The sequence below is a fragment of the Leisingera sp. ANG-Vp genome (assembly GCF_000813725.1).
GTDB lineage: Bacteria > Pseudomonadota > Alphaproteobacteria > Rhodobacterales > Rhodobacteraceae > Leisingera.
Window position 1 is genome coordinate 24,607 of the sequence record NZ_JWLD01000014.1, and the last position, 11,619, is coordinate 36,225.

Below are 11,619 nucleotides of genomic sequence, written 5' to 3' on the forward strand. Positions count from 1 at the left end.
GAAACGGCAGGGCTTGCTGCAGAGCTTTGAGGCGCGTAACTGCGCTGACCATCAACAGAAGCGAACGGAAAATCGGGGTCTTATGACCGGAAAAAGGGAACAGAACCGGGAACAGAACCGGCTTGCGCTGATCGAAGCGGTGCTGGATTCGGTGGCAGAAAAAGGGATCTCTGAAACGTCCGTCAGTGAGATCATCCAGCGGGCGGGACTGTCGCGGGGCATGATCCACCTGCATTTCGGCGGTAAGGATAACCTGGTTCAAGCTGCTGTGCAGCACTCCTCCGAGGATTACTATGGCGGGCTGGAAAACCTGCTGCAGACAGCGGGGGACAGCGGACAGGAGCGGATTGAAATGATCATCCGCGGCGACCTCAGCAAAGAGGTTTTAAACCGGCGCAGTGTCAGCATCTGGTACGCTTTCCGCGGCGAGGCCCGGAACCGTGCGGCAGTTGCCGAGTTTTCCGATACCCGTGACGACCGGCTGCGCAGCATGATCCTGCACGCCTTTACCAGCGTCGTGCGCGAGGACGGCTGTCCGGATGCAGCGGCAGTTGCCCGCGATGCCACCCATGGAACCCTGGCATTGCTGGAGGGAATGTGGACCGACTATCTGCTGCACCCGGACCGGTTTGACCGCGAAGAAGCGATGCGGATCATCTTCCGGTTCCTGGCGGCGATGTTTCCGGCTCATTTCTCGCTGGCGGGCGCCATTCTTCCGGAAGAGGCGGAAGGGGCCGCTGCACGGCCCCTCTAAGCTCAGATCCCCGATTTCACCTTGGTCCAGGCCCGGGTGCGCTGGCGCAGAGCCTTTGCACCCAGGCTTTTGTCCGGGAACAGGCGGGCAAGGGTGGCTTCATCGGGATAGATGCCCGGATCGGACAGGACTTCCGGCAGCACATGTGCATCGGCTGCGGCATTTGCATTGGCGAAAAAGACCGTGTTGGACACGTCCGCAATCACCTCGGGCTGCAGCATGTAGTCGATGAAGGCATAGGCCTCGTCTACATTGGGCGCATCTTCCGGAATCGCCATCAGGTCGATCCACATCAGCGTGCCTTCCTTGGGAATGGCGTAGAGGATTTCAACGCCGTTATCCGCGTCCATCGCCCTGGCCTGAGCAATGCCCGCGTCGCCGGAATACATCACCGCCAGGCAGACATTGCCTGCCGGCAGGTCGGTGGAGGGCTTCTGGTTGTTGAAATAGGTGATGTTCGGCGCTGCCGCGGCCAGCAGTTCCTGCGCCTTGGCGATTTCCCCCTTATCCTCGGAATAGGGGTCGGCGCCAAGGTAGTTCAGGGTGACCGAGAGCATCTCGACCGGTGAATCCAGCACCCCGATACCGCAGCCTTTGAGTTTGGCGGCATAGTCCGGGTTGAACAGCAAGTCCCAGCTGTCGACCGGGACATCGCCCAGCCGTTCAGACACCAGAGCGGGGTTGTAGGCGATGCCGATGGTGCCCCAGGTGTAGGGCACGCCCAGCTCACGCCCGCCCGGCACCGCGTCGAGCGAAGCCAGAATCTCAGGGCGCAGGTTGCCGTAGTTTTTGAGCCGCGAGACATCGATCGGGTGCAGAGCGCCTGCCTGCAGCTGGCGTTCTGCGTTCGAGGCGGCCGGGAAGACCACGTCATAGCCTGAACCGCCGGCCAGCATCTTGGTCTCCAGCACCTCGTTACTGTCGAAGTAGTCGAGCGTGACCTTGGTGCCGGTGGCCTCTTCAAAGCCGGAGACCGAGGTTTCGCCGAAGTAATCCGCCCAGTTGTAGATGGCGAGTTCTCCGGCAGAGGCTGGCGCCGCCAGCGCGGCACTCAGCATGGCTGCTGTAATGAGGCTGTTTTTGGACATATTTTCCTCCCTGTTGGATTTGCCTTAACGCTGGCCGGATTTGCCGGCGGCGTAGAGGCAGAGCAGATCGTTGGCGATGGTGGCGCCGGCGATGGCGGTGATTTCGGAGATGTCATAGGCCGGGGCGACCTCGACAACGTCCATGCCGACCACGTCGATGCCCGCCAGTCCGCGGATGATCTCCTGGGCCTGGTAGGGCGACAGGCCGCCGATCACCGGGGTGCCGGTGCCGGGAGCAGAGGCCGGCTCAAGCGCGTCGATGTCAAAGGTCACATAGGTCTTGTGATCGCCGACAATGGAGCGGACTTTTTCCGCTACTGCTTCGGGGCCGGATTTATGCACCTCGATGGCGTCGATGATGTTCATGCCCATCGGATCGGGGTTGTGGGTGCGGATGCCGACTTGAACAGAACGGGAGGGGTCCACCAGCCCCTCGCGGATCGCGTGCCACAGCATGGTTCCGTGGTCGATGCGGCCTTCCTCATCTGCCCAGGTGTCGGAATGGGCGTCGAACTGGATCAGGCTGAGGGGGCCGTGTTTCTCCACATGCGCTTTCAGCAAAGGGTAGGTGATGAAATGGTCGCCGCCGATGGACAACAGCGCGGTGTCAGCCGCCAGCACGCCGCGGGCGGCCTCCGCAATCTCTTCCGGCACCTTGTGCGGATAGCCGTAATCGAACTCGCAGTCGCCGTAGTCGACCACACTCAGCGCCTCGTAGGGGTCGGCTTCCCAGGGCCAGGGTTTGGACCAGGCGATATGGCTGGAGCCGGAGCGCACCGCGCGCGGGCCGAGACGGGTGCCGGAGCGGCTGGAGACCGAGAGGTCAAAGGGCACGCCCATGATCGCCACATCCGCCGCACTCAGGTCGCGGGAATAACGGCGGCGCATGAAGCTCAGCGCGCCGGCATAGCTTGCCTCGGCAATGACGCCGCGGTCGCTTTCGCGGGTGAAAGCCAGGTCGCCCTGAACTGGGTTTACGCTGGAAGTGGATGTCATCTGTGGCTCCATTCAGGTTGGAATGTGTTTGGAACTCAGTTTGAAATCCGCGCTTATGCCGGTAAACTTGGCCAAAGATATATATCTATAGGTATAGAATGAACGACGGCACTGCCTTCCCCGCGCTTGCCCAGGAATGGGTTGCTGCCACTGCAGCTCTGGCAGAAATGATCGGCACCGAACGCTTTCCCCAGGCGCTGCGGCAAATCCTGTCGTTGGGCTGCAGTTTCGATTCGATGATCGTTTCACGCTACGAAGGAGCGATGCCGCCGGAATCGCTCTACCAGGACCTGGACGAGCTGCAGGCTGCCATCACGGTAGAGTTCTATGCCAGCGGACCCTATCTGCTGGATCCCCTGTATCAGGCATGCCGCAACGGCTGCGCACCGGGAGCTTACCGGCTGATGGACCTGGCTCCAGAGGCCTTTTACAGGTCGGAATACTACCGGGCCTTCTACCGCAAGATCAGCATCAGTGACGAAATAGGCGTACTTGTGCCGGACGGGGCGGACAGCTGGTTCATTGTATCCTTGGCACGTTTTGCCCGGGCGCAGCGGTTTGAAGAAGCGGACACCAAAAGACTGAATGCGGTTTTTGCAGTGATCTCAGCTGCGATCCGGCGGCAATGGGGACAAGCCAAAGAGCCCGCCGGAGACTTTCAGCGAGAGGGATGGGAGGACCGGATGCAAACCTTTGGCACCGGTGTGCTCAGCCCCCGTGAACGGGAAATTGTGCAACTGATCCTGCAAGGTCATTCCACGCCTTCGGCTGCGGCCTATCTGGGCATTGCTGAAGGCACGGTAAAAGTCCATCGCCACCACGCCTACTCCAAACTTGGGATCTCGTCCCAGGCAGAGCTTTTCTCGATGGCCACCCGGCATCTGGCCGGGCCAGGTTAGCGAGGCGGCCTGCCCTTAGCACAGGCGTTCACCAGCCAGCGGCGCACCCGGGTTATGTCCGGCTCATCCCGGATCGCACTGCGGCAGGTTAGAAAATAGCCGTTATCCGTGCAAAAACTTGTGCCGGGCAGCTCTGCCAGTTCGCCGCTGTCAAGCGCACCGTCATCCAGTCCGCGCCAAATAATGCCAATGCCGCGGCCTTCAAGTGCCGCATGAACCACATGCGGATAGCTGTTGAAGAACAGGGTGGCTGGGTCGGGATCGTAAGCAATGCCGAAGCGTTCGAAGAATGAGCCGAACCAAAGTATGCCGTATTCTCCGCGATCCAGATGCAACAGCGGCAGCCGGGTCAAGTCTTCGGGTGAGGGGCTGCGCTCCGTGAACCCGTGTTTTTCCAGCAGCGCAGGCGCGGCGGCCAGGCAGATGTCTTCGGGGATCAGCAGATCCGAGTGCCAGGCGGGGTCCGGGTGCGGGCCGAGTCGTATGTCCAGATCCGGAATGCCATCCTCTGGCCGCACCCCCAGCGGCCCGACGGACAAGTTGATCTGCAGCTGCGGAAAGGAGCGCTGCAGGCGCGGGTAGTGCTGCAGCATCCAGAAATGGGCAAAGCCGTGGCCGCAGCGGATGCGGATCTCGCCTGTCCCTTGCAGGCGCCGCAGCTCCTGCGCCTTTTGCGAGATGGCACCGAGGCCCGCATCCACAGTGGCAAACAGTTGCTGGCCCGCGGCGGTCAGCTCCATGCGGCGGTTCCGGCGCAGGAACAGCAGGCAATTCAGGTGCTCCTCAAGGTTCTGCACATGGCGCGACAGACTGGATTGCGAGGTGCCAAGCGCCTGCGCCGCGGCGCTGACGGACCCCAGCGAGGCCACCGCGCGGAACGCGGCCAGCGCATTCATCACCGGCAAGAGGAAGGAATCGGTTTCTGGCGGCATTGGCAGGGGCCCGGTTTGGGTCGGTATCTGAAAACTACACAAATATTGATGCAGAAAAAGCATTGATTGGCGCATATCCTGGGCGAACATTCATGATTCGGAAAACGCTTCGAAAACATAATTAATTAATAACAATTGCTTGCGCGGTCAGGGCGAAAAGCGCACCTGCTCCTACGTTCGGTTTCCGGCATCCTTAAGCCAGGAAACAGACGGAGGGCGCCATGCCTGAACAGCGCAACATTGTCATTATCGGCGGCGGGGTCATCGGCCTCAGCCTTGCCTATCATCTGGCCAAGAAAGGGGCGGAGGATATTCTGCTGCTGGAACGCAACCAGATGACTTCGGGCACCACCTGGCACGCGGCCGGGATCGTGGGACCGCTGCGCAGCACCTTCAACATGACCAAGCTGGCCGCAAAGGCGCTGCAGACTTTTCCGGAGCTGGAGCGGGAGACCGGGCTGGCGACCGGCTACCAGCAGACCACCGGCTATTGGATCGCACGGCGCCCCGAACGGATGGACGAGCTGCACCGGATCCACGCAATGGCGGAGTTCACCGGCATGACGCCGGAGATGATCCCGGGCGAGGAGGTCGCGGCCCGGGTCCCTGGCATCAGTGCCGAAGGCATCCATGGCGCATTGACGCTGAAGGAGGACGGTCAGGTCAATCCGGTCGACCTGACCATGGCCTATGCCAAGGGCGCCCGCAGCCGCGGAGTCGAGATCCGCGAAGGCGTCAGCGTGGCGCGCCTGCTGCAGGAGGAAGGCCGGGTAACCGGAGTGGAACTGGCGGACGGGACGCAAATCCTGGCCAATCAGGTCGCCCTTTGCGCCGGCGCCTGGTCCAAGAGGCTGGCCGATGAGGCCGGCGTGGTGCTGCCGCAGCACGCGGTGAAACACATGTATGTGGTGACCGAGCCGATCAAAGGCTTCCCCAAGCCCTTCCCGGTGTTTCGCGACATGGAGACCCATGTCTATATGAAGGGCGACGCGGGCAAGCTGCTGGTGGGCTGGTTCGAGATGGACGCCAAGCCCTGGGACCCGCATGGGGCCGAGGGCGACCGGCCGTTCCTGGAGATGGAGGACGACTGGGAACAGGCGGAACCCTTCATCGAGGCCGCCTTGACGATGTATCCAGGGCTGGAGAGTGCCGGCATTCAGCACTTTCTGAACGGGCCCGAAAGCTTTACCGCCGACAGTCGCCCGCTGGTCGGCGAGACACCGGAGCTGCAGAATCTGTTTGTGGCGACGGGTTTGAACTCGGTCGGGATCATGTCCTCGGCCGGGGTGGGTGATGCGCTGGCCGATTGGATGATCGACGGCGAGGCGCCCAGCGACCTATGGGACATCGACATCCTGCGCTGCGACCCGCTGCAGGCGGGCGAGGCTTTCATGGAAGACAAGATGCGCGAGGCGGTGGGCAACAACTTTGCCATGCACTGGCCGTTCAAACAGCCCATTTCGGGCCGCAACCTGCGCCTGTCGCCCCTGCATGAGCGGTTGGACCAGGCCGGGGCGGCCTGGGGGGTGGGCGGCGCCTGGGAGCGCACCCGCTGGTTTGCGCAGGATGAGGCGGAGAAAGCGCTGCCCTATTCCGTGGGTCCGCAAAGCTGGCAGTATGTGGCGGACCGCGAGGCGCAAGAAATGGCGGCGGATGTGTCGCTGATTGATCTTTCGATGTTCACCAAGATTGATGTGACGGGGCCGGATGCGCTGGCTTTGCTGCAATGGGTCAGCACCGCCGATATGGATGTGGCCGAGGGCCGTGCGGTCTATACTGCTTGGCTGAACCGGCGCGGCGGTGTGGAGGCGGACCTGACCGTGACCCGCTTGGGCGCCGCCCGCTTCCGGGTGACCTCTGGCGCGGCGACCCGGCGCAAGGATCTGTACTGGCTGCGGAAACAAGCGCGGCTCAAAGGGTTTGACGTGACGCTTGCGGATGCGACCGAGGCAGAAGCGGTGATCGGAGTGATGGGGCCGCGCTCGCGCGCCTTGCTGCAGAAGCTGTCCACCGATGACTGGCAGGCGTTCCCTTTCTCCACGGCCCGCACGGTCACGGTGGCGGGCATCGAGGCCAGCGCCACCCGGATCAGCTTCGCGGGTGAACTGGGCTGGGAGATCTCGGTGCCTTCCGCGCAGGCGCCGGCGCTGTTTGATGCGCTGCGGGCCGAAGGCACGGGGCTGCTTGGGATCCACGCCTTTGACGGCTGCCGGATCGAGAAAGGGTTCAAGCACTGGGGCCACGACCTGGGGCCGGATATCTCGCCTCTGGAGGCGGGGATCGGTTTTGCCGTCAGTTGGAACAAAGGCGATTTCCTGGGCCGCACCGCATTGGCGAAGCAGAAAGAGGACGGACTCACCCGCCGCCAGATCCTCCTGGAAGTGGAGGGCGGCGCACTGCTCTTGCATGACGAACCGGTCTGGGAGAACGGCAAGCGGGTTGGGCTGACCTCTTCCGGCGCCATGGGGCCGCGCACCGGGAAAAACCTGTGTTTTGCCAATGTGGCAATTGCTCCGGGAGAGACCCTGTCCGAAACCCGTGCACGCAGTTTCGAAGTCGAAGTGGCCAACCGCAGCTACAAGGCGGTTCCGCTGGCACGGGCTCCCTATGATCCCGACGGTAGCAAGATGAAGGGCTGAACGGGCTGTTTAAACAGCAAAAGGCCCTCCGGGACCATGTCCCGGAGGGCGAACGGCAGTTCGAAGCGCCTGCGAGAGGAGAAAGCGGCTGGCCGTGCAGGCCGGCCGCCAGGAGAGGCCAGCGCTCCGGGACCCTGCCTCAGGCGGCTTTTGACGTACGGAAGGTGACCGGGGTGGCGCCGAAACGGCTACGGAACAGCTTGATAAAGGCGGACAGCGACTTAAACCCGCAGGCCAAAGCAATCTCGGTCACTGGCATGTTGGTGTCCTCCACAAGGCTGCGGCCAAGCTCCAGCCGCTGCATCCGGTAGAAACGCACCGGCGAAGTTCCAAGATGGCGCAGGAACATCCTCTCAATCTGACGCACTGACAAGCCTATGGCTGTAGCAATGTCGCTCACCGTCAGCGGTTCCTCCATGTTCTCCAGCATCAGGTCGATGGCTTTTTGAAGCTTCACTGGCGCACCGCGGTAGCGGTCGGCTGCGGAACAGGTCTGAGCCCGGTCAGCACTGCGGGCGGATTGCAGCAGCAGATAGTTGCGGATCCGCGCGGCGGCTTCGCCCGAAATCTTGTCCTCAACCCAGTTCAGGGCAAAATCCATCGCCCCCAACTCACCGGAACAACTGTACAGATTGCCATCGCGGACAAAGATCGAGTCCTCAAACTCAATATGCGGCAGAGCTTCGCGGCCGGCGGGAATGCGGGACCAGTGATCGGTGCCCCGGGTGATATGGCCCGATTTCGCAATAAGACGGATGGCACCGCCCATGACGCAGACCGGGGTGGCATTGGCACGGCATTGGCGTACCAGCTCAAGGACGGAGGCGGCGTCGCGGTCTGCGAGCCGAGCGCCTGAGCAAATGACATAGACGTCCGGCTTGGACAACGGGCCGCCGTGTTGCTGGCGGTCCGGCAAAGCCGTGTCCGGAGCCACCAGCACCTTGGATCGGGAACGCACCGGGGCGCCGTCCGGTGTCAGCAGCGAAACCTTGGCGCTATCCTGCGGCGAAGCCGCCTGCACCGCATCCAGCACATCGGTCAGCGAAGTCAGGCTGAGCAGAGAGAACCCCTCGGTCAACAGGATGGCCGCATTGAAACAGTGCCGCTGCGGCTTTGAGGGCCGAGCGCTTGGGAAAGCATGAAATTGGGTCATCCAGCAGCCTCCTGTTCTGGGCACCGCGGATCCGGGCAGCCCTGCGCGGGCTCCCGCGCAGGCGCATGCCGGCACCACGGGTCTAAGAGACTAATTTGCGCCGCATTGGTATAATGAAAATATCCATTATTCGTATTTTGATAAGCCCATTTTGGATTCGGTCAAAACCCCTCGCAAGAGTTGCACGATTGTGCGAAATGGCACCCGAACCTGCGGCCGTTCGGTCATTTATCCAATTTTTGTGTTGACAGAATCCGTATTTTGCCAAATTTTGACCGCAAAGTTGGGATTCACATAGGCGCCTTGTGGGAACGGTCACAAATTTGAATTTCAATTCAGCCGTGACCCTCCGGGCTCCTTCGGAACCGCAGGCGGGTCAACTCTCCGACCTGCCGCAGACCCGGCACAGACCAAAGGGATGACCCCAAACCAATGCTGAAGACACAGGACTACGCTGACCACGCTGTTCGGATTGCGGAAATCGCAGCAGAAGCTGCCCGCGGTTACTTCCGTGGACGCCTGGGGGTCGAGTTCAAGGCGGACGAAAGTCCGGTCACCCAAGCAGACAAGGGTGTCGAGACCAAAGTGCGCAACTATTTGGAGCACCACTTTCCGGGCCATGGGATTTTCGGCGAGGAGCACGGGTTTGAAGGCGTCGGCAAGGATGACGTCTGGATCGTCGACCCGATCGACGGCACCCGCTCCTTCCTGTCCGGGCATCCGCTTTTCGGTTTTCTGCTTGGTTATCTGAAAAGCGGAGTGCCGCAGGTCGGGGTGATCGGCATGCCAGCTCTGGGCGAAATATTTCTGGGGGTGCGCGGCAAGGGCGCAACGCTGAACGGCACGCCGGTGCAGGTTTCAGGCCAGACCCGGCTGGATCAGTCTATCCTCTTCGTCAACGAAGGCGACAAGATCCACCGCGACCTCCCGCAGCTGTTTGAGCGGCTGATGCGGTCGGGCCAGACCCGGCGGCTTGCGTATGACTGCTACCCCCACGCGCTGCTGGCGGCAGGCCATGTCGATGCGGTGATCGACTATGACTTGCAACCCTACGATTTCCTCCCGGTTTCCGCAGTGATCGAAGCGGCTGGCGGGGTGATTACCGACTGGGAAGGCCAGCCGCTTGGGCTGGAGTCCGGCGGACGGGTGATATCCGCCGCCTCACCCGCGCTGCATGCCGAAATGCTGGCGCTGATCAGGGGATAGCGGAATGGCGGTCCTGGCTTTTCTCATCAGATATGGCGTTTTGTTCCAGCGGTTGATGACCGTGCGGCGCAGCCATATTTCCTCCGCCGCCTGCGGCTTGCTGGCCTTTGCGTTGCATTCCCGCGTGACCGCGACCCGGATAGGCGCAGCCTTGATAAAGGTCGGCACGTTCCCCTCTGCTGGCCGCTTCTCATTGATTCCGGGGCCGAACATGGGCTCTTCCTTCTCTCCGGCAGGGCTGAACCGGGGAATGAGCTATGCGGCGCGGCGCCGGGCTTTCCGTCATCGGCGTCCGCAATCTGCCCCCCTCGTAGTCCTACCACCTGAAGAAAGCGACCAGCTAAGGGCGGACCAAAGAACTGGCAGACACCTGCACCGCCGCAGGCCCAGGCCGGGCGATGTTCCCGGAGGCCGGCCTGAACCCGGATGAAATGACCCTCAATGCCAGTATCGCCGCGACAGACCCATCGTGCGGCGGAAATTCAATCCAACTCAAGGAGCATTCCCTCGCAGAGCTCTTAAAGAAGGCGATCTGAGAAATCCAAAATCTCCGCGTACTGCCCGGCCCCTGTTTCCCAGGGCGCGAAACTCTTCGTCCGCGCGCGCAGTTCCGCTGCGCTGCAAGCCGCGGCTCTGCTGAGGCAAAATACCAAACCACAGTCCAAAGGGAGGACACTTAAATGACTGTAAAAACTTCGATTTCCCGCCGTACGGTGCTGAAAAGCGCGAGCGCTGCGGCCCTGGCGGCACCGCTTTATACCAAAAGCGCGCTGGCGTCCTCGGGCGAGATCAACATCATGATGTGGTCTGGCTATATGTCCGAAGATTTTGTCAGCGGTTTTGAGAACGAAACCGGCATCAAGATCAACTACACCTCGACCGGTTCCAACGAGGAAATGATCAACAAGATGAAGGCCACCAAAGGCCAGGGTTTTGACCTGATCACCCCGACCAACAACCGCTCTCTGCAGTGGGAGCCGCTGGACGTGCTGCAGCCCTTTGACCTTTCCCGTGTGAACACTGCTGCGGTAAACCCGGCAATGCTGAAGGTAGGCGAAACCGCATGGAACTTCGGTGGCAAGGGCTCGCATTGGCTGCCGCATATGTGGGGCACCGAGGGCATCGCCTACCGTGCCGACAAATGGCTGCCGGAAGGCGATGCCCCGTCCTATGGCGATGTCTGGTCCGAGGAAAACGCCGGCAAGACCATGGGCCGGGCGCATTCGATGATGCTAGGCGCGGGCCTCTACATGGAGCGGATCGGCGAGATGGAGGCCGGCTCTGTTTGGGCGGCTTACGAGGATGAAGCCACGATGCGCCAAGTCTGGGGCCAGATCACCGACTGGTGCATCGCCCGCAAGGACCGCATCAAGCTGATCTGGAACGATGCCGACACCCAGAAGAACGGCCTCTTGAACGACGGTGTTGTTGTCGGTCAGACCTGGGACGGCCCGCCGCTGGCGCTGAAGACTGCGGGCGAGCCGGTGCATTACCAGGCGCCGGTCGAGGGTGCGATGGCTTGGGTCGACGGCCTGGTGCTGCCGGCAGGCGCCAAGAACGTTGATCAGGCCTATGCCTTCATCGACTATGCCTACCGCAAGGAAATCGCCGGCAAGGAGATCAACTTCCACGGGTACAACTCGCCGGTTCTGGGCGCGGATGCCTATGCAGGGGACTCCTACAAAAAGAACTTTGCCGAAGCCTATCCGGGCAATGCGCTGGCCAACCTGAATGCTTGGCCGGCCGAAGCGCCCTGGTATGCGGATGTGCGCACCGAGTTCGTCAACAAGTTCAAGAGCGCCTGATCTGAGCGTTTGAACAAAACCGGCCCCCGGCGGATCTTCCGGGGGCCGGCCGCGCATCTGCGGCGCAATCACACAAGAACATGAAACAGGAAACAGGCCTTGCGGGGCCGGCGGCGTGCCGCCGGATTGGGGACCTGTGCCCTGGGG

The 11,619-nt window shown here is 61.8% G+C and carries 10 protein-coding genes; 5 read left to right on the forward strand and 5 right to left on the reverse strand.

What is annotated here, in order from left to right:
- Positions 1 to 82: 82 nt before the first annotated feature.
- Entirely contained in the window at positions 83 to 754 is a 672-nt protein-coding gene (locus tag RA20_RS05765; protein WP_039125563.1) for a TetR family transcriptional regulator C-terminal domain-containing protein, read from the forward strand.
- A gap of 2 nt (positions 755 to 756) precedes the next feature.
- Here the strand turns inward: RA20_RS05765 and RA20_RS05770 are convergent, their stop codons facing one another.
- Both RA20_RS05770 and speB read right to left on the reverse strand, forming a co-directional pair.
- Positions 757 to 1,842 (reverse strand): extracellular solute-binding protein, encoded by a 1,086-nt coding sequence (locus RA20_RS05770; RefSeq protein ID WP_039125565.1) that lies wholly within the window; start codon positions 1,840 to 1,842, stop codon positions 757 to 759.
- A 24-nt stretch (positions 1,843 to 1,866) separates the two neighbouring features.
- Positions 1,867 to 2,838, reverse strand: coding sequence for an agmatinase (gene speB, locus RA20_RS05775; protein WP_039125567.1), 972 nt, complete (start codon positions 2,836 to 2,838; stop codon positions 1,867 to 1,869).
- A 98-nt stretch (positions 2,839 to 2,936) separates the two neighbouring features.
- Between speB and RA20_RS05780 the strand changes: the two genes are divergently transcribed.
- A complete protein-coding gene (locus tag RA20_RS05780; protein ID WP_039125569.1) occupies positions 2,937 to 3,737 on the forward strand; it encodes a helix-turn-helix transcriptional regulator in 801 nt (266 codons plus the stop codon).
- Here the strand turns inward: RA20_RS05780 and RA20_RS05785 are convergent.
- On the reverse strand, positions 3,734 to 4,669 hold the full coding sequence (locus RA20_RS05785) for a LysR family transcriptional regulator (protein ID WP_039125571.1): 936 nt from the start codon (positions 4,667 to 4,669) through the stop codon (positions 3,734 to 3,736). The genes RA20_RS05780 and RA20_RS05785 overlap by 4 nt on opposite strands.
- A gap of 221 nt (positions 4,670 to 4,890) precedes the next feature.
- Between RA20_RS05785 and RA20_RS05790 the strand changes: the two genes are divergently transcribed.
- The gene (locus RA20_RS05790; protein WP_039125573.1) at positions 4,891 to 7,308 is read left to right on the forward strand and encodes a GcvT family protein; all 2,418 of its coding nucleotides are present in this window, start codon (positions 4,891 to 4,893) and stop codon (positions 7,306 to 7,308) included.
- 139 nt (positions 7,309 to 7,447) lie between these two features.
- On the opposite strand, the gene RA20_RS05795 is transcribed toward RA20_RS05790, so the two are convergent.
- Positions 7,448 to 8,461 (reverse strand): GlxA family transcriptional regulator, encoded by a 1,014-nt coding sequence (locus RA20_RS05795; RefSeq protein WP_039125574.1) that lies wholly within the window; start codon positions 8,459 to 8,461, stop codon positions 7,448 to 7,450.
- Positions 8,462 to 8,893: 432 nt separating this feature from the next.
- On the opposite strand from RA20_RS05795, the gene RA20_RS05800 reads away from it, so the two are divergent.
- The gene (locus RA20_RS05800; protein ID WP_039125576.1) at positions 8,894 to 9,667 is read left to right on the forward strand and encodes an inositol monophosphatase family protein; all 774 of its coding nucleotides are present in this window, start codon (positions 8,894 to 8,896) and stop codon (positions 9,665 to 9,667) included.
- On the opposite strand, the gene RA20_RS05805 is transcribed toward RA20_RS05800, so the two are convergent.
- Complete coding sequence (locus RA20_RS05805; protein WP_039125578.1) at positions 9,623 to 9,880, reverse strand: hypothetical protein; 258 nt, start codon at positions 9,878 to 9,880, stop codon at positions 9,623 to 9,625. The two genes, RA20_RS05800 and RA20_RS05805, sit on opposite strands and share 45 nt — an antisense overlap.
- A 467-nt stretch (positions 9,881 to 10,347) precedes the next feature.
- Here RA20_RS05805 and RA20_RS05810 point away from each other — a divergent pair, with 467 nt between their 5' ends.
- Positions 10,348 to 11,472, forward strand: coding sequence for an extracellular solute-binding protein (locus tag RA20_RS05810; RefSeq protein WP_039125580.1), 1,125 nt, complete (start codon positions 10,348 to 10,350; stop codon positions 11,470 to 11,472).
- Positions 11,473 to 11,619 lie beyond the last annotated feature (147 nt).

What these genes read in the sequence shown, in the direction of transcription:
- RA20_RS05810 (WP_039125580.1), top strand. Translation starts at nt 10,348, where the DNA reads ATGACTGTAAAAACTTCGATTTCCCGCCGTACGGTGCTGAAAAGCGCG.
- RA20_RS05795 (WP_039125574.1), bottom strand. Translation starts at nt 8,461, where the DNA reads ATGACCCAATTTCATGCTTTCCCAAGCGCTCGGCCCTCAAAGCCGCAG.
- RA20_RS05800 (WP_039125576.1), top strand. Translation starts at nt 8,894, where the DNA reads ATGCTGAAGACACAGGACTACGCTGACCACGCTGTTCGGATTGCGGAA.
- RA20_RS05790 (WP_039125573.1), top strand. Translation starts at nt 4,891, where the DNA reads ATGCCTGAACAGCGCAACATTGTCATTATCGGCGGCGGGGTCATCGGC.
- RA20_RS05805 (WP_039125578.1), bottom strand. Translation starts at nt 9,880, where the DNA reads ATGTTCGGCCCCGGAATCAATGAGAAGCGGCCAGCAGAGGGGAACGTG.
- RA20_RS05765 (WP_039125563.1), top strand. Translation starts at nt 83, where the DNA reads ATGACCGGAAAAAGGGAACAGAACCGGGAACAGAACCGGCTTGCGCTG.
- RA20_RS05780 (WP_039125569.1), top strand. Translation starts at nt 2,937, where the DNA reads ATGAACGACGGCACTGCCTTCCCCGCGCTTGCCCAGGAATGGGTTGCT.
- RA20_RS05785 (WP_039125571.1), bottom strand. Translation starts at nt 4,669, where the DNA reads ATGCCGCCAGAAACCGATTCCTTCCTCTTGCCGGTGATGAATGCGCTG.
- speB (WP_039125567.1), bottom strand. Translation starts at nt 2,838, where the DNA reads ATGACATCCACTTCCAGCGTAAACCCAGTTCAGGGCGACCTGGCTTTC.
- RA20_RS05770 (WP_039125565.1), bottom strand. Translation starts at nt 1,842, where the DNA reads ATGTCCAAAAACAGCCTCATTACAGCAGCCATGCTGAGTGCCGCGCTG.